Annotated in this window: 18 protein-coding genes; 9 read left to right on the top strand and 9 right to left on the bottom strand. The window is 63.5% G+C overall.

Features of this window, described 5'->3' with window-relative positions; all coding sequences use genetic code 11:
* Window positions 1-228 precede the first annotated feature (228 nt).
* On the bottom strand, window positions 229-1,161 hold the full coding sequence (locus NGR_RS26730) for a tyrosine recombinase XerC (RefSeq protein WP_012709606.1): 933 nt from the start codon (window positions 1,159-1,161) through the stop codon (window positions 229-231).
* Between the two features lie 142 nt (window positions 1,162-1,303).
* Here NGR_RS26730 and NGR_RS26725 point away from each other — a divergent pair, with 142 nt between their 5' ends.
* Window positions 1,304-2,218 (top strand): GNAT family N-acetyltransferase, encoded by a 915-nt coding sequence (locus NGR_RS26725; protein WP_012709605.1) that lies wholly within the window; start codon window positions 1,304-1,306, stop codon window positions 2,216-2,218.
* Window positions 2,219-2,480: 262 nt separating this feature from the next.
* On the opposite strand, the gene fsa is transcribed toward NGR_RS26725, so the two are convergent.
* On the bottom strand, window positions 2,481-3,134 hold the full coding sequence (gene fsa / locus NGR_RS26720) for a fructose-6-phosphate aldolase (protein WP_012709604.1): 654 nt from the start codon (window positions 3,132-3,134) through the stop codon (window positions 2,481-2,483).
* A 176-nt stretch (window positions 3,135-3,310) separates the two neighbouring features.
* Between fsa and NGR_RS26715 the strand changes: the two genes are divergently transcribed.
* The 7 genes from NGR_RS26715 (at window position 3,311) to NGR_RS26685 (ending at window position 11,342) form a co-directional block, all read left to right on the top strand.
* Entirely contained in the window at window positions 3,311-5,515 is a 2,205-nt protein-coding gene (locus tag NGR_RS26715) for a primosomal protein N' (RefSeq protein ID WP_012709603.1), read from the top strand.
* Between the two features lie 119 nt (window positions 5,516-5,634).
* Complete coding sequence (locus NGR_RS26710) at window positions 5,635-6,021, top strand: hypothetical protein (protein WP_012709602.1); 387 nt, start codon at window positions 5,635-5,637, stop codon at window positions 6,019-6,021.
* Between the two features lie 250 nt (window positions 6,022-6,271).
* A complete protein-coding gene (locus NGR_RS26705; protein WP_012709601.1) occupies window positions 6,272-6,838 on the top strand; it encodes a F0F1 ATP synthase subunit delta in 567 nt (188 codons plus the stop codon).
* Window positions 6,838-8,367, top strand: a complete 1,530-nt coding sequence (gene atpA, locus NGR_RS26700; RefSeq protein WP_012709600.1) for a F0F1 ATP synthase subunit alpha — start codon at window positions 6,838-6,840, stop codon at window positions 8,365-8,367. The genes NGR_RS26705 and atpA overlap by 1 nt, the downstream gene beginning before the upstream one ends.
* Window positions 8,368-8,393: 26 nt before the next feature.
* Complete coding sequence (locus NGR_RS26695; RefSeq protein WP_012709599.1) at window positions 8,394-9,275, top strand: F0F1 ATP synthase subunit gamma; 882 nt, start codon at window positions 8,394-8,396, stop codon at window positions 9,273-9,275.
* Between the two features lie 24 nt (window positions 9,276-9,299).
* Window positions 9,300-10,817: a F0F1 ATP synthase subunit beta gene (gene atpD, locus NGR_RS26690; RefSeq protein WP_012709598.1), complete on the top strand. Its 1,518-nt coding sequence runs from the start codon at window positions 9,300-9,302 to the stop codon at window positions 10,815-10,817.
* Between the two features lie 120 nt (window positions 10,818-10,937).
* Window positions 10,938-11,342 (top strand): F0F1 ATP synthase subunit epsilon, encoded by a 405-nt coding sequence (locus tag NGR_RS26685; RefSeq protein WP_012709597.1) that lies wholly within the window; start codon window positions 10,938-10,940, stop codon window positions 11,340-11,342.
* A gap of 350 nt (window positions 11,343-11,692) precedes the next feature.
* On the opposite strand, the gene NGR_RS26680 is transcribed toward NGR_RS26685, so the two are convergent.
* Entirely contained in the window at window positions 11,693-12,796 is a 1,104-nt protein-coding gene (locus NGR_RS26680; protein WP_012709596.1) for a saccharopine dehydrogenase family protein, read from the bottom strand.
* Window positions 12,797-12,922: 126 nt separating this feature from the next.
* Here NGR_RS26680 and NGR_RS26675 point away from each other — a divergent pair, with 126 nt between their 5' ends.
* Window positions 12,923-13,354: an Lrp/AsnC family transcriptional regulator gene (locus tag NGR_RS26675; RefSeq protein WP_012709595.1), complete on the top strand. Its 432-nt coding sequence runs from the start codon at window positions 12,923-12,925 to the stop codon at window positions 13,352-13,354.
* Window positions 13,355-13,564: 210 nt separating this feature from the next.
* Here the strand turns inward: NGR_RS26675 and NGR_RS26670 are convergent, their stop codons facing one another.
* The 6 genes from NGR_RS26670 to NGR_RS26645 form a co-directional block, all read right to left on the bottom strand.
* Window positions 13,565-14,899 carry an ISNCY-like element ISRsp17 family transposase gene (locus tag NGR_RS26670; protein WP_012707505.1) on the bottom strand — a complete coding sequence of 445 codons (1,335 nt, stop codon included), beginning with the start codon at window positions 14,897-14,899 and terminating at the stop codon, window positions 13,565-13,567.
* Window positions 14,900-15,133: 234 nt separating this feature from the next.
* Complete coding sequence (locus NGR_RS26665) at window positions 15,134-15,976, bottom strand: DUF6030 family protein (RefSeq protein WP_012709594.1); 843 nt, start codon at window positions 15,974-15,976, stop codon at window positions 15,134-15,136.
* Between the two features lie 341 nt (window positions 15,977-16,317).
* Window positions 16,318-17,169 carry a metal ABC transporter permease gene (locus NGR_RS26660; protein ID WP_012709593.1) on the bottom strand — a complete coding sequence of 284 codons (852 nt, stop codon included), beginning with the start codon at window positions 17,167-17,169 and terminating at the stop codon, window positions 16,318-16,320.
* Window positions 17,166-18,026 (bottom strand): metal ABC transporter permease, encoded by an 861-nt coding sequence (locus NGR_RS26655; RefSeq protein WP_012709592.1) that lies wholly within the window; start codon window positions 18,024-18,026, stop codon window positions 17,166-17,168. Before NGR_RS26655 ends, NGR_RS26660 begins: the two co-directional genes overlap by 4 nt.
* Entirely contained in the window at window positions 18,023-18,952 is a 930-nt protein-coding gene (locus NGR_RS26650) for a manganese/iron ABC transporter ATP-binding protein (RefSeq protein WP_012709591.1), read from the bottom strand. The genes NGR_RS26655 and NGR_RS26650 overlap by 4 nt, the downstream gene beginning before the upstream one ends.
* The gene (locus NGR_RS26645) at window positions 18,949-19,854 is read right to left on the bottom strand and encodes a metal ABC transporter substrate-binding protein (RefSeq protein ID WP_012709590.1); all 906 of its coding nucleotides are present in this window, start codon (window positions 19,852-19,854) and stop codon (window positions 18,949-18,951) included. The genes NGR_RS26650 and NGR_RS26645 overlap by 4 nt, the downstream gene beginning before the upstream one ends.
* Window positions 19,855-19,918: the final 64 nt, after the last annotated feature.

Below are 19,918 nucleotides of genomic sequence, written 5' to 3'. Positions count from 1 at the left end.
GAATGCACCTCAAACCCTACGCCGCCTCGGTCACGGGTTCCTTAACGCGCGTGGTTAATGGGCGAGCGCGCGAATTCTACTGCATGTTTCCTTAAATCGTAGACGATTTAGGGACAAAAACATGCAGCCATTCAAAGTGCTACAGCGTCCTTAGTGCGTCTGAAAAGACGCACGGCGCTGTAGAACGGGATCAGCAAAAGCGTGAGCGGTTTTCGGCGGGCAAACATTTTACGCACGCGGATGGGCGCGATCGTAGATTTCCAGGAGACGTGCCGAATCGACGCCCGTATAGACCTGCGTGGTCGAGAGGCTGGCATGGCCGAGCAGTTCCTGGATGGTGCGCAGGTCTCCGCCGCCGGCGAGCAGATGGGTCGCGAAGGAGTGGCGCAGTGCATGCGGCGTCGCGGAATCGGGCAGGCCTAGGGCGGAGCGCAGCTTCTGCATCTCGCGCTGGATGATCGCCGGCTGCAGTTTGGCGCCACGGGCGCCGCGGAAGATCGGCTCTCCGGGGCCGATGTGGTAGGGGCAGAGTTTCCTGTAGGTTGCCACCGCCCCCGTCGCCGCGGCGATCAGCGGGACGATCCGCGTCTTGCCGCCCTTGCCGGTGATGCGCAGCGACGCCGCCCCTGAAAAGTCATCCGGCGTCAGGTCGAGCGCTTCCGATATGCGCAGGCCGCAGCCGTAGAGGAGTGTCAGCACGGCAGCGTTGCGGGCGGCGATCCACGGCTCCTCGGCAAGCTGTGCATCCGCCGTCACAACCTCCAGGGCATCCCGGTCGGTCAAGGGTTTCGGCAGCGATTTCGGTTGTTTCGGCGAGCGCACGGCGCCGGCGCCGGCCGCATTGGCCAGCCCGTGTTTCTCCAGGTAGCGCAGGAACGAGCGCAGCCCGGCAAGCCCGCGTCCAAGGGTGCGCGCCCCCGCTCCGGCCTTGCGGCGCTGCGCGAGGAAGCCGCGCAGGTCGGCGGGCCTCAGCGTGCGGATATCGGCGAGCCGGGGCGGCCCGGCGAGATGCCCGGTCAGGAAGGTCAGGAATTGCCGCGTGTCCCGCTCGTAGGCCTCGATCGTCTTTTCGGACAGGCGGCGTTCTTCGGCAAGGCTTGCGAGCCAACGGTGACGCTCCGCCATCACTTCGGGATGGCCGATCACGAGAAGTTCGTTCATTTCGGTCCTGCGATCGCTTCGGCTGGTTTCCAGTGCCGAGCATGCCGCCGGGCCCTTAGGTTTTTGCTAACATCCTCTTGGAATTTGTCATTCTTCGATCATATTGAATTGCGATGTTCGGTCAGCAACCGCGGATGGGACCATGGCGAGACGTGATTCGGCGAGCGCGCTGGCGCATTTTGCAGGGGCAATTGCGCTGGTCTCGCAGGGCCGCCCCGGTCACATCGTCGACACGCTGATTGCCGAGCGCGGCCAGAAGATCGTCCGGCATCCGCTCTGGCCGGTGATGCGGCCCTTTCTCCACACGCTGCTCAACTACCGCAAGGCGATCGAGTTCGCCAACGCGGTCGCCAACATGCCGGGCTTCCAGGCTTTCGAGCACTTGAGCGCGCTGCTCGCGCTCGACATCCGCGTCGACAAGGCCGAGCGGATTCCGGCTGAGGGCGGATTTCTCCTCGTCAGCAACCACCCGACCGGCATCGCCGACGGCATTGCCGTCTTCGATCTCCTGAAGAGCCGCCGGCCGGACATGATGTTCTTCGCCAACCGCGACGCCATCCGCGTCAACCCGCGTTTCGTCGAGATGGTCATCCCCGTGGAATGGCGCGAGGAATACAAGTCGAAGCTCAAGGCACGCGAGACGTTGCAGGTCACCAACCGGGCCATCGAAGAGGGGAAGGCGACGGTACTCTTTCCGTCCGGCCGCATCGCTTACTGGGCCGAGGGGCGTCTCAACGAACGCCCCTGGAAAAGTTCCGCCGTCAGCTTTGCCCGCAAATACAATCTGCCGATCCTGCCGGTGCATATGAGCGCGCGCAATTCCGGGCTGTTCTATTGGTTCGCCAAATGGTCGACGGAACTGCGCGACATGACCGTGTTCCACGAGCTTCTGAACAAGAAGGGCGACCTTTTCGATTTTCGAGTCGGCAACCTCATTCCTCCAGAGGCGCTCGACGGCGACCCGACGGAAGTGACCCGGGCGCTCGAACGCCATACCGTCTTCGCGCTTGCGCGCGATAGCGATGCCGCCTTCGATGCGCTGCGCCATCGGGACTGAGGCGAATCTGGGGGGGCGCCCCGCGCTTCTCCGAAGAAGGACGAATAGCGCCGGAATCTGCCCCTCATCTGGCTGCCGCCACCTTCTCCCCGCTTGCGTCCGCTTGCGGGGAGAGGGGACTTGGGCGAGGGGCAATCACGCCTGCTTTCACCGCCTGGCCTCGCCATTTGAAAGAACTCAATCCGCAAAAGGCTGCTTGAAATGATGAAGGCCCCGCATCACTGCGAGGCCCCGCACAATTCTTCACGTGATTTCAGATCGATCAGCCGATCTTCTGGCCGGTCTTGGCCCAGTCGGCGAGGAACATTTCCAGGCCCTTGTCGGTCAGCGGGTGCTTGACGAGCGCCTTCAGCGTGGCCGGCGGGGCGGTGACGACGTCGGCGCCGATCAGCGCTGCTTCCTTGACGTGGTTGACGGTGCGGATCGAGGCGGCCAGGATTTCCGTCTCGTAGCCGTAATTGTCGAAGATCTGGCGGATCTCGCGGATCAGGTCCATGCCGTCGAAGGCGATGTCGTCGAGGCGGCCGATGAAGGGCGAGACGAAGGTCGCGCCGGCCTTGGCGGCAAGCAGCGCCTGGTTGGCGGAGAAGCAGAGGGTGACGTTGGTATGGTGGCCGTCCGAGGTCAGCGCCTTGCAGGCCTTCAGGCCGTCAAGCGTCAGCGGCAGCTTGATGCAGATGTTGTCGGCGATCCTCGAAAGCGCGGCCGCTTCCTTCATCATCTCGCTATATTCGGTCGCCGTCACCTCGGCCGAAACCGGGCCCTCGACGATCGAGCAGATTTCCTTGGTGACTTCGACGATGTCGCGGCCCGACTTCAGGATCAGCGACGGGTTGGTGGTGACGCCGTCGAGAAGGCCGAGATCGTTCAGTTCCCGGATTTCCTTCACATCGGCAGTATCGACGAAAAATTTCATGGGAGTCTTCCTCTGGCACTCAGCCGTTCGGGCGCATATCCCTCAAGGGAAAGTCCAAGGCGGAAATCGCGCGCGTTGAAACTCGGGTGGAACCGTGACAAACCCTTGCTCCTGCAAAGGCAGCGGTTCGCTGTGCAGTTTTCTTTAACTGAAAGCGGTGGCAAGGTCACGGCAAAATGACTCTTGATTCAACCGATTTATTCGGCGCTCTCTTCGACCGCCGCGTGGTGCCCGTCCTGGTGCCGATGCCGGCGCCGAGGCCCTATTCCTATGCGGTGCCGGAGGGGATGGCGGTCGAGCCGGGCTCGATCGTGCAGGTGCCGCTCGGGCCGCGGCTCGTCGTCGGCGTCGTCTGGGACGGCGACGACGATGGCATGGTCGATTCGAAGAAGCTGAAGGAGATCGAGAAGGTCTTCGACTGCCCGCCGCTCACCCGCGACATGCGCACCTTTCTCGACTGGGTGGCGTCCTACACCATTACGCCCCCCGGCCTGGTGGCCCGCATGGCGCTCCGCGCACCGACCGCCTTCGATCCCGAGCCGATGGTCGAGGCCTTGCGGCTGACCGAACGACGCCCGGAACGGATGACCGCCGCCCGCGAGCGGGTCCTTGCGACGGCGGGCGACGGCTTTTCCTGGACCCGTTCCGGCCTTGCCCATGCGGCCGGCGTCTCTTCCGGGGTGATCGACGGACTTGCCGCGCAAGGCGTGTTCGAGACGGTGTTCATGCCGCCGCCGCCGGTGGTCGCCGTGCCCGATCCGGATTTCGCCGCGCCGCGCCTCGAGGGGGTGCAGAAGGAGGCGGCCGCCGATCTGCTCGCCGCCGTCGAGGACGGAAAGTTCTCCGTCTCGCTGATCGACGGCGTCACGGGCTCGGGCAAGACCGAAGTTTATTTCGAGGCGATCGCAGCAACGCTCAGGGCCGGCAAGCAGGTCTTGATCCTGCTGCCGGAGATCGCGCTCACCGCAGGCTTCTTGGAGCGTTTCCAGGACCGTTTTGGTGCGAAGCCGGCGGAATGGCATTCCGATCTTGCCCCGCGTACGCGTGAGAAAGTGTGGCGGCAGGTGACGACCGGCCAGGTGCGTGTCGTTGCCGGCGCCCGCTCGGCGCTGTTCCTGCCCTTCGAGGAGCTCGGCCTGATCATCGTCGACGAGGAGCACGACCCCGCCTACAAGCAGGAGGACCGGGTGTTCTACAATGCGCGCGACATGGCGGTGGTGCGCGGCCGGATCAGCGCCTTTCCGGTCGTGCTGGTTTCCGCAACGCCTTCCGTCGAGAGCCGGGTCAACGGCGAGGTCGGCCGCTACCGGCCGATCCACCTGCCGACCCGCTTCGGCGATGCGGCGCTGCCGCATCTCGGCGTCGTCGACATGCGTCGTCATCCGCCGGAGCGCGGCGGATTCCTCTCGCCGGTGCTCTTGAACCAGGTCGGCAAGGCGATCGGCCGCGGTCAGCAGGCGCTCCTGTTCCTGAACCGCCGCGGCTATGCGCCGTTGACGCTCTGCCGCGTCTGCGGGCACCGCTTCCAGTGCCCGGACTGCTCGAGCTGGCTCGTCGAGCACCGCTTTCGCGGCCAGATCCAGTGCCACCATTGCGGCTATTCGGAGCGCACCCCGGAAGCCTGCCCGGAATGCGGCACGCTGGACCACCTGGTCGCCTGCGGACCGGGGGTCGAACGCATCGCCGAGGAGGTCGAGCGGCATTTTCCGGAAGCCCGCACCATCGTGCTCTCCTCCGACCTGATGGGCGTCAAGCGGCTGAGGCTGGAACTCGAGGCGATCGCCCGCGGCGAGGCGGACATCGTCATCGGCACGCAGCTCGTCGCCAAGGGACACAATTTTCCGATGATGACGCTGGTCGGCATCGTCGATGCCGATCTCGGCCTTGCCAATGGCGATCCGCGCGCCGCCGAGCGAACCTTCCAACTGCTGTCGCAGGTGACGGGACGCGCCGGGCGGACCGGTCTCAAGAGCCTCGGCCTGCTGCAGACCTATCAGCCGCAGCATCCGGTGATGCAGGCGATCGTATCGGGCGATTCGGATGCCTTCTATGAACGCGAGATCCACGAGCGGGAACGCGCGGTGCTGCCGCCCTTCGGCCGGCTTGCCTCGATTATCGTCTCGGCCGACACGCGAAGCGATGCCGAGGGGCATGCACGCGGCCTGCGCAATGCCGCGCCACGGGTCGACGGCATTTCGGTTTTGGGTCCGGCCGAGGCGCCGCTCGCGCTGATCCGCGGCCGGCATCGGTTTCGCCTGCTCGTCCACGGACGACGCAACAGCGACATGCAATCTTTCCTGAAGGCGATGATTTCCTCCGGGCCGAAGGAGCGCGGTTCGGTCAGCGTCCAGCTCGACGTCGATCCGCAGAGTTTTCTGTGATTGCAACCGGACGTGCCGCGCAGCCGATTCCCATCGTCGCGAACATGCGCTAGACCAATGGCGCGTCGGCGAGAATCGCTTCTCGGCGGCAGCTGTGATGAATTGCCGCGGGGATGGGCATGGAGTTCTATATTCCGACGGAAACCGGGGAGTTCCTGGCGTTTTGCGCGGCAGGCGCAGCGATGCTGATCGGTCTCGTCATGCTCTTTGCGCCGCGCCTTATCTTCCGCGTCGCCGGTATTCGCATTGCCGACGGGCGTCGCGGCGGACTGGCCGAGGCGCGCTCCACGATGGGCGGCATGCATGTGGGCCTCGGCCTCGGCGCCATCCTGCTTGCCCAGCCGATGGTCTATCTCGCCGTCGGCGCCGCCTTTGCGCTCGCGGCATTCGGGCGCATCTTGTCGATGATGAGCGACAACGGCGCGACGCTGTTCAACTGGGCAGCACTTGTCGTCCAGTCGGCGCTTGCGATCCTGCCGCTCGCCTATGTTTTCGGGTTCATCTGACGAACCCAGGACAGGGGCAAATCCGGGCTCCGCCAATTTACGGCAAAATTCCGTCGAACGGGGCGGTGTTATGCCGCATTCCTGCCGTTGGCGTGTTGCGAGTCCAAACATCCTATGCTAGACGAACCGCGAATTGCGGGGGAAGTGGGTCGGAAGGCCTCGATAGCCTGCGAGTTATTGCAGCAAATTCAAGATGTTATGACAACGGTTCGCCGCTGCTGACGCTCTTGGATGATTTTGAGAGAAGCTTGTGCCCGTGGCCGACACATCCCAGCTTATTTCCGGTGTTGCAGAAAGATATGCGTCCTCGCTTTTCGAACTCGCCCTGGAGGCCGGTTCGGTCGAGGCGGTCGGTGCCGATCTCGATCGCGTCCAGGCGCTGATCGACGGCAGCGAAGACCTGAAGCGACTGGTCGTGAGCCCGGTCTTTTCTGCCGACGACCAGTTCAAGGCCATTTCGGCGCTCGTCGAGAAGTTCGGCTTCTCCGGGCTCGTCGGCAACTTCCTCAAGGTCGTGGCGCGCAATCGCCGCCTCTTCGCGCTGCCGGGCAGCATCAAGGCGTTTCGCCTGATCGCCGCACGCCACCGCGGCGAAATCACTGCCGACGTCACGTCGGCGCATGCGCTGACAGCGGCGCAGGAAACCGAATTGAAGGCGACGCTGAAAGGCGTCACCGGCAAAGACGTGGCGGTCAACGTCACCGTCGACCCGTCTATTCTTGGAGGTCTGATCGTCAAGGTCGGGTCCCGCCAGATTGACACCTCCCTTCGCACCAAACTCTCTACCCTTAAGCTTGCACTGAAAGAGGTCGGCTGATGGATATCCGCGCCGCGGAAATTTCCGCAATTCTCAAAGATCAGATCAAAAATTTCGGCCAGGAAGCAGAAGTTTCCGAAGTCGGCCAGGTGCTTTCCGTCGGTGACGGTATCGCCCGCGTCTACGGCCTCGACAATGTCCAGGCCGGCGAGATGGTCGAATTCCCGGGCGGAATTCGCGGCATGGCGCTGAACCTCGAAGCCGACAATGTCGGCGTGGTTATCTTCGGCTCCGACCGTGACATCAAGGAAGGCGACACGGTCAAGCGGACCGGCGCCATCGTGGACGTCCCGGTCGGTCCGGAACTGCTCGGCCGCGTCGTCGACGCGCTCGGCAACCCGATCGACGGCAAGGGCCCGATCAACGCCAAGCAGCGCTCGCGCGTTGACATCAAGGCACCGGGCATCATTCCGCGCAAGTCGGTGCATGAGCCGATGTCGACCGGCCTCAAGGCCATCGACGCCCTCATTCCGGTCGGCCGCGGCCAGCGCGAGCTGGTCATCGGCGACCGCCAGACCGGCAAGACCGCGATCATTCTCGATACGATCCTCAACCAGAAGGCCATTCACGACAATGGTCCGGAAGGTGACAAGCTCTATTGCGTCTACGTCGCCATCGGCCAGAAGCGCTCGACGGTTGCGCAGTTCGTGAAGGTGCTCGAAGAGCGCGGCGCGCTGCAGTACTCGATCATCGTTGCTGCGACCGCCTCCGACCCGGCGCCGATGCAGTACCTCGCTCCGTTCGCCGGTTGCGCGATGGGCGAATACTTCCGCGACAATGGCAAGCATGCGCTGATCGGCTATGACGACCTTTCCAAGCAGGCCGTCGCCTACCGCCAGATGTCGCTGCTCCTGCGCCGTCCGCCGGGCCGCGAAGCCTATCCGGGCGACGTCTTCTACCTGCATTCGCGCCTGCTGGAACGCGCCGCCAAGCTCAACGACGACAATGGCGCCGGCTCGCTGACGGCTCTGCCGGTCATCGAAACGCAGGGCAACGACGTGTCGGCGTTCATTCCGACCAACGTGATCTCGATCACCGACGGCCAGATCTTCCTGGAAACCGACCTGTTCTACCAGGGCATCCGCCCGGCCGTTAACGTCGGTCTGTCGGTTTCGCGCGTCGGCTCCTCCGCCCAGATCAAGGCGATGAAGCAGGTCGCAGGCTCGATCAAGGGCGAACTCGCCCAGTACCGCGAAATGGCGGCCTTCGCGCAGTTCGGCTCGGATCTCGACGCCGCCACGCAGCGCCTGCTCAACCGCGGTGCCCGCCTGACCGAACTCCTGAAGCAGCCGCAGTTCTCGCCGCTGAAGACGGAAGAGCAGGTCGCGGTGATCTTCGCCGGCGTCAACGGCTATCTCGACAAGCTTCCGGTCAACCAGGTCGGCAAGTTCGAGCAGGGTCTGCTTTCCTACCTGCGTTCGGAAGGCAAGGCCGTTCTGGATACCATCCGTACGGAAAAGGCGATCTCGGACGACACCAAGGCCAAGCTGAAGACTGCAATCGACAGCTTCTCCAAGTCTTTCGCCTGAGCGGACTCAATTAGGACGGACAACGGATGCCTTCACTTAAGGATCTGAAGAATCGGATCGCCTCCGTCAAGGCGACGCAGAAGATCACCAAGGCGATGAAGATGGTCGCCGCGGCGAAGCTTCGGCGTGCCCAGGAGGCGGCCGAGGCCGCCCGGCCCTATTCGCAGCGCATGGCCGCCGTCCTCGCCAACATCGCCCAGGCGGTCGGCGCGGACGACAGTGCACCGGCGCTGATGACGGGCACCGGCAGGGACAATACGCACCTGCTGGTCGTCTGCACGGCCGAGCGCGGCCTCTGCGGCGGCTTCAACTCGCAGATCGCCCGCTTCGCCCGCGATCACGTGCGCAAGCTGCTCGCCCAAGGCAAGACGGTCAAGATCATCTGCGTCGGCAAGAAGGGTTTCGATATCCTGCGGCGTGAATTCGCGTCGCTGATCATCGACCGCGTCGACCTGCGCGAGGTCAAGAAGATCGGCTTCGAGAATGCTGACCGGATCGGCCACAAGGTCATCGAACTCTTCGAAAAGGGTGAGTTCGACGTCTGCACCTTGTTCTATTCCGAGTTCAAGTCCGTCATTTCGCAGGTTCCGACCGCCCAGCAACTCATCCCGGCATCGGCCGGCCCGGTTGCTGCCGAGGCAGACAGCGCATCGGCGGTCTACGAATACGAACCGGACGCTGCGGCCATCCTCACCGATCTCATTCCGCGCAACATTTCCGTCCAGATCTTCCGGGCCCTGCTCGAGAATGTCGCCGGCGAAATGGGCGCCAAGATGAGTGCCATGGACAATGCGACGCGCAATGCCGGTGAGATGATCAACAAGCTGACGCTCAACTACAACCGTCAGCGGCAGGCGCAGATCACCAAGGAACTCATTGAAATCATCTCGGGCGCGGAAGCGCTCTAAGGTTACGAGAAGAGGGTAAGAATTATGGCTAAGGCAGCTACCCCCAAAGAAACCGCAGCGGTGAAGAAGCCCGCTGCTCCGAAGAAGGCAGCTACCGCCAAGACCACCGCTGTTGTGGCTACGGGTGCTGTCGGCCGCGTGACGCAGGTTATCGGCGCCGTCGTCGACGTTGCCTTCGAAGAAGGCCAGCTCCCGCAGATCCTGAACGCGCTGGAGACCGACAACAAGGGCAACCGCCTCGTCCTCGAAGTCGCACAGCATCTCGGCGAAAACGCCGTGCGCACCATCGCCATGGACTCGACCGAAGGTTTGGTTCGCGGCCAGTCGGTGACCGACACGGGCGGCCCGATCTCGGTTCCGGTCGGCAAGGAAACGCTTGGCCGTATCATGAACGTCATCGGCGAGCCGGTCGACGAAGCCGGCCCGGTCGAGACCTCGTCGCGCCGCGCCATCCACCAGGACGCGCCGGCCTATGTCGAGCAGTCGACGGAAGCGCAGATCCTCGTCACCGGCATCAAGGTCGTCGACCTGCTGGCGCCTTACGCAAAGGGCGGCAAGATCGGCCTCTTCGGCGGCGCAGGCGTCGGCAAGACCGTTCTGATCATGGAACTGATCAACAACGTCGCAAAGGCCCACGGCGGCTACTCGGTTTTCGCGGGCGTCGGTGAACGCACGCGCGAAGGCAACGACCTCTACCACGAAATGATCGAATCCGGCGTGAACAAGCACGGCGGCGGCGAAGGCTCCAAGGCAGCCCTGGTTTACGGCCAGATGAACGAACCGCCGGGCGCCCGCGCCCGCGTCGCACTCACCGGTCTGACGATCGCCGAGCATTTCCGTGACGAAGGTCAGGACGTTCTCTTCTTCGTCGACAACATCTTCCGCTTCACCCAGGCGGGTTCGGAAGTGTCGGCTCTGCTCGGCCGTATTCCTTCGGCCGTGGGCTATCAGCCGACGCTCGCCACCGACATGGGCCAGATGCAGGAGCGCATCACCACGACGACCAAGGGCTCGATCACGTCGGTTCAGGCGATCTACGTTCCGGCCGACGACTTGACCGACCCGGCGCCGGCCACCTCGTTCGCCCACCTCGACGCAACGACCGTTCTGTCGCGCTCGATCGCCGAAAAGGGCATCTACCCGGCCGTGGACCCGCTCGACTCGACGTCGCGCATGCTCGACCCGATGATCGTCGGCGAAGAGCACTACGAAGTGTCGCGCAAGGTTCAGTCGACCCTGCAGCGCTACAAGGCACTCCAGGACATCATCGCCATCCTCGGCATGGACGAGCTTTCTGAAGAAGACAAAGTGGCCGTCGCCCGCGCCCGCAAGATCGAGCGCTTCCTGTCGCAGCCGTTCTTCGTCGCCGAAGTCTTCACCGGTTCGCCGGGCAAGCTGGTCGCTCTCGAAGACACGATCAAGGGCTTCAAGGGCCTCGTCAACGGCGAGTACGACCACCTGCCGGAAGCCGCCTTCTACATGGTCGGCTCCATCGACGAAGCCATCGAGAAGGCCAAGAAGCTGGCTGCCGAAGCCGCCTGATGGGCATCGTGGACCGTGGCGCGGGCCTCTCGCGCCGCGGTCTTCATTCCGCCGCGCCGCAAGCGGCTGAGAACATGCACAGCCGCCGATCTGCGGCGCGCTTACCAGAAGTGAATGGTCATGGCCGACAGTTTCAATTTCGAGCTTGTTTCCCCGGAGCGCCTGCTGCTTTCCGCATCGGCGACCGAAGTCGTCATCCCGGCAACCGAGGGTGAGATGACCGTTATGGCCAACCACGCCCCGACGATGACGACCGTCAAGCCGGGCGTGGTCACGGTGAAGACGGCCGACGGCAAGACCGAGCGGTTCGCCGTCTTCGGCGGCTTCGCCGACATCCTGCCGACCGGCTGCACGCTGCTCGCCGAATCGGCCGTCCACGTTGACGAACTCGATCGCACGGTTCTCGAAAACCGTATCGACGAGGCCCGCGCCGAGCTTGAAGGGGCGATCGACGAGAAGAAGACCCGCATCGAGCAGTTCATCGCCGAACTGACGACGCTTGGGGAGATCGTCATCCCCGCCTGAAAGGGACATCCCGATAAGGGAAACGACGGATAGACATCAGACCCCGCTCCGAGCGGGGTTTTTTGTGCCTGTTTGCTGGCGCCGCAATCCCGGCATCTCAAGTCTGCACGCTCATCGTTTGCAGAAGCCCCTCACCCTAACCCTTACCCTAGCCCTCTCCCCGCACGCGGGGCGAGGGGACTAAGAGAGAGAGCGCTGCGAGTCCCCTTCGCCCTGCTTGCGGGGAGAAGGTGGCCGGCAGGCCTGATGAGGGGGGTTCACCTCGAGAAGTACGCCAGAGCAAAAAAAATGCCCGGACCGCGGTCCGGGCATTTTCCAAATCTGCTGAAGCACGTCGTGCGGACGTAAAGTCAGCCCGCTGCCCGCTCTGTCTCATGCTTCTGGGCGTAGTAATGTCCGAAGCGGTTGGCGAGGAAGGTGTTCAGCGCGATGTCTTCCTGGCGGACGAAGCCCCTAGTCGGGATCTTGCCTTCGGCGAGAAGGTCGAGGACGGCGCAGATGCTGCCGGCCGTGGTGATCTGGATGCCGCTCTGCATGCGTCCCGCGACGACGCCGCTATAGACCTTGTTGGCATAGGTCTCCTGGATGAGCCGGCCCTGGCGGAAGCCGGAAACGGTGACGAAAATGACGACGACGTCCTGGGTGGTGGTCGGCAGGGCGTTCTCGAGAATGTCCTTCAGGACTTCGCGGCGATGACGCAGACCGAGGTCGTTCAGGAGCGCCTTGAAGATCGCCGCGTGGCCGGGGTAGCGGATCGTCTTGTAGTTCAGGGTGCGAACCTTGCCCTTCAGCGTCTCGCAAAGCGTGCCGAGGCCGCCAGAGGTGTTGAAGGCTTCGTAGGTGACGCCGTCGAGCGAGAATTCCTCGCGCTCTTCCATCGCGGGAACCTCGATCAGCGACCCTTCGACGATCGCCTCGCAGGGCTCAATATACTCGTTGATGACGCCGTCCGTGCTCCAGGTGAGGTTATAGTTCAGTGCGTTCGACGGGTATTGCGGCAGTGCGCCGACCCGCATCCGGACGCTTTCGAGCGTGTCGAAATGCCTGGTCAGATCGTTGGCGACGATCGAGATGAAGCCTGGTGCGAGGCCGCATTGCGGGATGAAGGCGGTCTTCGCGCGTGCCGCGATGTCCTTGACCTGGCGGGTCGATTCGACGTCTTCCGTCAGATCGAGATAGTGGATCTCCGCCTCGGCGGCGGCTTCGGCAATCGCAACAGTCAGGTGGAACGGCGCGGCGCTGAGGACCGCGAACTTGCCGGTCAGCAGCCCGACGAGTGCCTTTTTGTCGGCGATGTCGATGACGGCCGTCGAAACCGCCTCATGGGTTTCGACCTGCTGCAATTGATCGGCGCTGCGGTCTGCGATGCAGACGCGATAGTCGCCGGTATGGGCCAGCATCCGGGCGATCGTCGAGCCGATCTTGCCGGCACCGATGACGACGATGTCTTTCATTCTTCTTTTCCCCCAGGGTATGAGCTTCTCAGTTGTTATTTTCCCGCGAAGGCATGTTGATTTGAAGCGTCGCAATGGTTAAATCGCCGATTAGATTTCGGCATATCGCCGAAGAGGATCGACGATATGCAGGTCGGCGACAAGGACCGAGAACTTCTGGCCATCCTCAGTGAGAACGCCCGCATGCCGACGGCGATGATCGCACGACGGCTCGGCCTGTCGCGCACCACGGTGCAGGCCCGCATTGAGCGGCTCGAGCGCGAGGGGGTGATCGCCGGCTATGGCGTGCGGCTCGCCGAGAGCTACGAAAAGGGGCTGGTGCAGGCGCATGTGTTGATCACCATCGCGCCGCGGGCACTGAGCCGGGTCACGCCGGAACTCAGCGCGATCCGGGAGATCCGCACGCTGCATTCGGTCAGCGGCAGCTTCGATCTGATCGCCATCGTCGCGGCGACGTCGATCAGCGAACTGGACCTGCTGATCGATCGCATCGGCGAGATCGAAGGCGTCGAAAAAACGCTGTCGTCGATCATTCTTTCGACCCGCATCGATCGCTGATGCGGGGTGCCGCTAGACTAGTGCCCATCCATAAACGCCTGTTTTTCTGCGGTTTTGCAAGGTTGTTTGCCGGCTGACATCGTTTCTTGGGACGCGTGATGGCACAAGGCGGCGCAGGTTATGGCCCGAAGAGCGATCTGGCGGCAATGGGTCATGGGGTATCGGCCGACGCTCGCCGGCCTTGCTCTGAACGCCACCGGATCAGGAGCGTCAGGTCGGCCTGAGGCGGGCGAAGAGGGCGAGATTGTAAGCGACCACCGAGGACCAGACATAAGCCTTGAAGTGGTCGAGCCCACGCCAGGTGCAGCGCCCCAAGCCATAAGCGCGTTTCAGGCAAGAGATGCCGGCCTCGATGCCGGCGCGGAAGTTGCGCAGCTTGCGATAGACCCAGCGGCTGCTGACCATGTCTTCGATGCTGAGGCCGCGCTTCTTGTGGAAGGCCATGTCGCGGATGCCGCGGGCTTTGGCTCCGCTCAGGTTTTCGCGGCTGGCATAGCCGCCGTCGGCCGCCGCCTGACGCGGCGGCTCGCCGTAAAAGGCGATGTGGCGTTCCAGCATCGGCAGCAAGCGCTCGCTGTCGGTCGGATTGCCGGCTTCGATGACGAGGTCGAGGATCAGTCCGCTTCTGCCGGTGGTCAGATTGAGTTTGTGGCCGTAGTCGACGTCGCGGCTGCCCTTGACGATGATGTCGGCATGCGGCTCGAACAGGCTCACCAGCTTCTCGCCGGCAGGGACCGGCTCCCCGACCAGGACCCGCTGTTCGGTCTGGGCGATGATCCGCTCGATCAGCGGCCGGTAATGGCGGAGTTGGGCCTGCCACAGTGCGCCGGCCGGGCCCGCCGTCAGCGGCACCTGTTCACTGGCCTGCTGCAGATAACTCAAAGTCGTGTGCGTGATCTTGAGCAGTTCGCGATAGTGCCTGATTCGTTTGGGGCGGCCGCGGGTATATTCGATCGCCCGAGCCCGCTTCTTTGCCGCGCGGCGATGGTCGTGCCATGGGATGGCGCTACCCAGCGCCTCGGCCTGCTGCAACAGCCGCACCGTCACCCGGACAGCGTCCCATAACAGGCTGCTGTCGCTCGGTTCATGTATCGGTGCGGCGGTGACGGTGCTGTCCACGCGCACGACCTTGCCACTTTCCAGCTTCTCCTGCCGGGCGCTCGCCAGCAGCACCCCGTTGATCTCTTCAAAGGTTTGCGCCCGGATCGCGCTGATCGTCTTGTGCAAGACCGACTTCTTCGGGTTCCAGCCCCACGGCAGCCGGGCAAACGCCCGGAACGAGGCGGAGTCTTCGAGATGGAAGGCCAGTTCCTGGTAACTCAACTGGCGATGCTGCTTGAGCAGCGCGCAGCGCAGCACAGCCTCGGCTGGTAGCCCCTCGCGGCCGGTCTGTCTGAGACCATGCCGGCGCAGGTCCCCCGCCACCAGCCCGAGCAACTCGCCATGCTCATCCAGCCATTCCGACATCGCCTTCAGTTCACGACCGATCTCGTGTTCGGCGAAAAGATCAAATATGCTGGCTTGGACGGTGCGTTCTTGGCGCATTGTCGGCTCCGGCGGTTACGGGTTTGTCTTTAGAATCAGTAGCTTGATCTAAAGTATACCTGAAACCGCCGGGCTTTGATATCGCGATTCACCCAATAATTTCAGCAGTTTACCGTTTGTGGACGGGCACTAGACTAGAGCGGATGCGCTCACATGCGTTCGCGCTACCGCTCTAACTCTTCGTTTTGCCGCATCTATGCGACGTCAGGTGATTCCACCTGACTGCAAAACGCTCTAGCGCAGCTCGGCAGAAGATGACCTGTTCCAGGCGCTTGGGCCGCGAACGACGGAATCGATCGAGCCATCCCCGGGCGCGAGCCATTTCTCGCGGTCGAAATAGAACTCAGCGATGCTTTTCGGTCTGGCGCGCGCCGCCTGATTGGCAAGGAAATTGTAGCGGGGCGTGTCACCCGATTCCCGTTTGAACTCGATGCGGCTGCCGAAACGCTTGAGATCGAATTCGCCGAGCGCCTGTATCTTCAGCGCGATGCTCTCGCTGTCGGCCCAGTGAACTTCCCTCAGGAAGACCGAAGCTGCCGTCGCCGCGGCGCTCGTGACAGCCTGGGTGTCTTCGGCATGCTCGATGTTGAGCTTGACGCGGAACGAGGTGATTTCATCCGCGTCGCTGCCTTTGACCAGAATGAAAATCGACGAGCTCTTCTCGACGCCCGGGCGGACAAAAGGAACGAGCGAGGAACATTCCCATCGGCCGCTTTCGGTGGATTTCCATTCAAGCTCGCGGAAGCCGGCCCCCCGCAGGCCATCGCACAGCGCGCGCGGGTCGCTGCGGATCTGGCGGATGAATTGCTGCTCCGGCGTCTGCAGGTCCCCGAATGTCCTGGCCGGCAGCAGCGCCTTCGGCGGCTCCGGTTTCGTGGGGCGCGTGCGGATGGGCTCCGGCGCCGGCATTTGCGCGGTTTGAGGGAGCAGGTGTTGCAGCCCCATCGTCGTCAGCAACTGTTTCAGGTTGCGCTGTTCGTTGGCAAGCAGCACGGTCGCCAGGATCGCCGTGAAGATCAGCGCCACGGCGGTCAGGAAGAAAGCGACGCCGGAACGGCCCTTCTGCTTCTTCTCCATGCCCCGTTGCTCCGCCCTCGGGAATGCACGGCGCTCTCCGCCACCTTCCCGTCACCTGATAAAGACGGCGCACAATAGGGGCCCGGCGTCCAAGGGGCAACGTGTTCGAAGGGCGCGGTTGGCGTTGGCGAAGAACCCCTCCCCAACCCACAAGGGACCCACAAGGGGGAGGGGCTTCGCGGCCGCACCGTCTCCGTTCATTTTCGCCGGTGTCCTCGAAGGCTGATGAAGTCTCGACTCCGGTCGATTCCGTTGAAACGAACGCGACGGAAAGGAGGGCACGAGGGTGCTGCATGAAAGCCCCTCCCCTTGTGGGGAGGGGTTGGGGAGGGGTCTGTTTTCTACTCCACGCGTGTCCGCTGCGCTTCCATCCGCGCCGTCCTCCAGGTCGACCAGGCGAAGGCGACGAGGAAGATCGCCGTCATCAGGAGGACGATGGTCGGGGCGGGGGCGCTGTCGATGAAGAACGAGAGGTAGACGCCCGAGAAGGAGGCCGCGACGGCGACGGCGACCGCGACGATCAGCATGCCGCGAAATGTCCGCGTCACCAGAAAGGCGATGGCGCCGGGGGCGATCAGCATGGCGATGGCGAGGATCAGTCCGACGGCTTTCAATGCGCCGACGATCGTCAGCGACAGGATCGCCAGCAGCCCGTAATGCAGCCAGCCGACCGGCAAGCCCACGGCGCGCGCCTGGGCCGGATCGAAGGCGTGCAGCAGCAGGTCGCGCCACTTGAAGGAAAGAATGCCGGCGGCGAAAAGCGCGATCAGGCCCGTCTCCAGGATGTCGCCCCAGCCGATGCCGAGCATGTCGCCGAAGAGGATATGGTCGAGATGCACGTCGCTCTGGATCTTGGTGTAGAGCACAAGGCCCAGGCCGAACATGCCGGAGAAGACGACGCCCATCACGGTATCCTGCTTGATACGGCTGTTTTCCTTGAGATAGCCGGTCAAGAGCGCGCAGCACATGCCGGCGGTAAAGGCGCCGAGGGCAAGCGGCAGGCCGACGATGTAGGAAATCACGACGCCCGGAAAAACAGCATGCGAGATCGCGTCGCCCATCAGCGACCAGCCCTTCAGCACCAGGAAGCAGGAGAGCATGGCGGTCGGGATGGCGACGAGGACCGAGATCAGCAGCGCGTTGCGCATGAACTCGAATTCGAAGACGGCGGTGAGCATGTCGAGGGACATCATCGCACCGCCTCCAATGCCTCGGCCGCGCGGCGGCGGGCGGCGATCAGTCCGTGCTTCGGGGCAAAGATGAAGGCGAGCAGGAAGATCAGCGTCTGCAGCACGATGATGATGCCGCCGGTGGCGCCGTCGAGGAAATAGCTCGCATAGGCGCCGAGGAAGCTCGTCGCCGCTCCGATCGCGATGCTGATCAGAATCAGCCGCGGGAAGCGGTCGGTGATGAGATAGGCGGTGGCGCCCGGTGTGACGACCATGGCGATGACGAGAAAGGCGCCGACGGTCTGCAGCGCCGCCACCGTGCAGGCCGAAAGCAGCGTGAAGAACAGCACCTTCAGGAAGGTCGTATTGATGCCGATCGAGCGGGCATGGCTTTCGTCGAAGAAGGTCACCATCAGGTCCTTCCATTTCGCCGACAGGATCAGCAGCGAGACGATGCCGATGATGGCGAGTTGCAGCGTGTCGGCCGGGGTGATGGCGAGGATGTTGCCGAGCACGATCGTCTGGATGTTCACCGACGTCGGCGACAGCGACACCATGAACAGGCCGAGGCCGAAGAAGGAGGTGAAGATCAGGCCGATGATCGTATCCTCCTTCAATCGCGTCCGCTGGTTCAGGAAAAGCATGGCGCCGGCGGCGAGCCCGCCGGAGAAGAAGGCGCCGAGCGAGAAGGGGAGGCCGAGCATATAGGCGCCGGCGACGCCGGGGACGATCGAATGGGACAGTGCGTCGCCGATCAGCGACCAGCCCTTCAGCATCAGATAGGCCGACAGGAAGGCGCAGACGGCGCCGACCAGCGCGCTGACCCACATGGCGTTCAGCATATAGCCATAGGTGAAGGGTTCTGCGAGCAGGGCGATCATTCGCTGTCCGCCTCGGTCTCGAGCTTGGCTGGCTGCGTCACCATTTTTCCCTTCGCGCCGTACATGACCAGCGGTCGCTCGTCATCGGTGATGACGGAAAGCTGGCGCGGATCGGCATCGTCGTGCAGGCTGTCGCCGCCGAGCACGAAATGACGCAGCACGCCGCCGAAGGCGAGTTCGAGATTGTCGCGGGTGAAGGTGGTCTCGGTCGGGCCGTAGGCGAGAACGGTGTTCTTCAGGAGCACGGTCCGGTCGCAGAATTCAGGGACGCTGCCGAGATTGTGGGTGGAGACGAGCATGACGCGCCCCTCGTCGCGAAGCGCGAGGAGCAGGCGGATGATCGCATCTTCGGTCTTCACGTCGACGCCGGTGAAGGGTTCGTCGAGCAGGATGACGCGTCCGTCCTGGGCAAGCGCCCGGGCGAGGAAGACGCGCTTCTTCTGGCCGCCGGAAAGCTCGCCGATCTGGCGCTTGCGGAAGTCGCTCATTCCGACCCGCGCCAGCGCCGCCTCGACCGCCTCGTGGTCGGCCCGTTTCGGGATGCGCAGCATGTTCATGTGGCCGTAACGGCCCATCATCACCACATCCTCGACGAGGACGGGGAAATTCCAGTCGACCTCCTCGGCCTGCGGGACATAGGCGACGAGGTTCTTCTTCAGCGCCTGCGGCACGGTGAGGCCGAGGACCGAGATATCGCCTTTCGCCAACCGGACGAAGCCCATGATGGCCTTGAACAGCGTCGACTTGCCGCTGCCGTTGACGCCGACCAGGGCGGCGATCGTGCCGGTCGGAATCTCGAAGGACGCATCATGCAGCGCGCGGTGCCCGTTGCGATAGGTGACGGTGGCATTGCGGACCCGAATGCCGCTTCCTTCGCCCTGGGAGCCCGGCCGCGGGCTAGGTCGGGCCTTTACCTGGAGGTTCATTGCGAAAGACCTTTCGCGATCGTTTCGGACGTGACACGCAGCAGATCGGCATAGGTCGGGACCGGTCCGTCGGCCTCGCTCAGGGAATCCACATAGAGCACGCCGCCGTATTTGGCACCCGTCTCGCGCGCCACCTGCATGGCCGGATCGGGCGAGATGGTGCTCTCGGAGAAGACCACCGGAATGTGGTTGGCTCTCACCGCGTCGATCACCTTGCGCACCTGCTGCGGCGTGCCCTGCTGGTCGGCGTTGATCGGCCAGAGATAGAGTTCCTTCAGGCCGAAATCCCGCGTGAGATAGCTGAAGGCGCCTTCGCTCGAGACCAGCCAGCGCTTTTCCGCCGGGATCTTGTCGAGCTCCGCCTTGATCGGCGCGATGGTCGCCTCGATCTTCTTCTTGTAGGCCTCGGCATTCGCCTTGTAGGTCTCGGCATTGTCCGGATCGAACTTCACGAAGGCGTCGCGGATGTTGTCGACATAGATCATCGCCGCCGACGGCGACATCCAGGCATGCGGGTTCGGCTTGCCCGTATAGGGGCCTTCGGCGATGCCCATCGGCTCGACGCCTTCGGAGACGACGACGCCTGGAATGTCGTCGAAGTTCTGGAAGAACTTCTCGAACCAGAGCTCGAGGTTGAGGCCGTTCCAGAGGATCAGCTTGGCATCATGCGCCTTCAGGATGTCGCGCGGCGTCGGCTGGTAGTTGTGGATCTCGGCGCCGGGTTTGGTGATCGATTCGACGATCGCCGCATCGCCGGCAACGTTTTGCGCCATGTCGGCAATGACCGTGAAGGTGGTGACCGCCTTGAATTTCTCCGCTGCCGCCGCCGCGCCGGACAGGAGGGAAAGGGCAGCCATTGCCGTTGCTGCCGTCAGAATCATGCGCCGCGTCCGATCGATCATCCATCGCTCCTCAATCTTGAACCTGCCCAATGCCTAGGCGAATGGCCTGCATAAGTCAATGCAC

Origin of the sequence: Sinorhizobium fredii NGR234 (assembly GCF_000018545.1) — a bacterium.
Taxonomy (GTDB): Bacteria; Pseudomonadota; Alphaproteobacteria; order Rhizobiales; family Rhizobiaceae; genus Sinorhizobium; species Sinorhizobium fredii_A.
Note: the sequence above shows the minus strand (reverse complement) of the source record. Positions and strands in the feature narration are given on the sequence as shown.

Bases quoted from the DNA above. Each gene is read 5' to 3' on its own strand.
- NGR_RS26665 (WP_012709594.1), bottom strand. From the start codon at position 15,976: ATGGAGAAGAAGCAGAAGGGCCGTTCCGGCGTCGCTTTCTTCCTGACC.
- NGR_RS26645 (WP_012709590.1), bottom strand. From the start codon at position 19,854: ATGATCGATCGGACGCGGCGCATGATTCTGACGGCAGCAACGGCAATG.
- NGR_RS26715 (WP_012709603.1), top strand. From the start codon at position 3,311: ATGACTCTTGATTCAACCGATTTATTCGGCGCTCTCTTCGACCGCCGC.
- NGR_RS26680 (WP_012709596.1), bottom strand. From the start codon at position 12,796: ATGAAAGACATCGTCGTCATCGGTGCCGGCAAGATCGGCTCGACGATC.
- NGR_RS26660 (WP_012709593.1), bottom strand. From the start codon at position 17,169: ATGATGTCCCTCGACATGCTCACCGCCGTCTTCGAATTCGAGTTCATG.
- fsa (WP_012709604.1), bottom strand. From the start codon at position 3,134: ATGAAATTTTTCGTCGATACTGCCGATGTGAAGGAAATCCGGGAACTG.
- NGR_RS26710 (WP_012709602.1), top strand. From the start codon at position 5,635: ATGGAGTTCTATATTCCGACGGAAACCGGGGAGTTCCTGGCGTTTTGC.
- atpA (WP_012709600.1), top strand. From the start codon at position 6,838: ATGGATATCCGCGCCGCGGAAATTTCCGCAATTCTCAAAGATCAGATC.
- NGR_RS26725 (WP_012709605.1), top strand. From the start codon at position 1,304: ATGGCGAGACGTGATTCGGCGAGCGCGCTGGCGCATTTTGCAGGGGCA.
- NGR_RS26730 (WP_012709606.1), bottom strand. From the start codon at position 1,161: ATGAACGAACTTCTCGTGATCGGCCATCCCGAAGTGATGGCGGAGCGT.
- NGR_RS26695 (WP_012709599.1), top strand. From the start codon at position 8,394: ATGCCTTCACTTAAGGATCTGAAGAATCGGATCGCCTCCGTCAAGGCG.
- NGR_RS26670 (WP_012707505.1), bottom strand. From the start codon at position 14,899: ATGCGCCAAGAACGCACCGTCCAAGCCAGCATATTTGATCTTTTCGCC.
- NGR_RS26650 (WP_012709591.1), bottom strand. From the start codon at position 18,952: ATGAACCTCCAGGTAAAGGCCCGACCTAGCCCGCGGCCGGGCTCCCAG.
- NGR_RS26675 (WP_012709595.1), top strand. From the start codon at position 12,923: ATGCAGGTCGGCGACAAGGACCGAGAACTTCTGGCCATCCTCAGTGAG.
- atpD (WP_012709598.1), top strand. From the start codon at position 9,300: ATGGCTAAGGCAGCTACCCCCAAAGAAACCGCAGCGGTGAAGAAGCCC.
- NGR_RS26655 (WP_012709592.1), bottom strand. From the start codon at position 18,026: ATGATCGCCCTGCTCGCAGAACCCTTCACCTATGGCTATATGCTGAAC.
- NGR_RS26685 (WP_012709597.1), top strand. From the start codon at position 10,938: ATGGCCGACAGTTTCAATTTCGAGCTTGTTTCCCCGGAGCGCCTGCTG.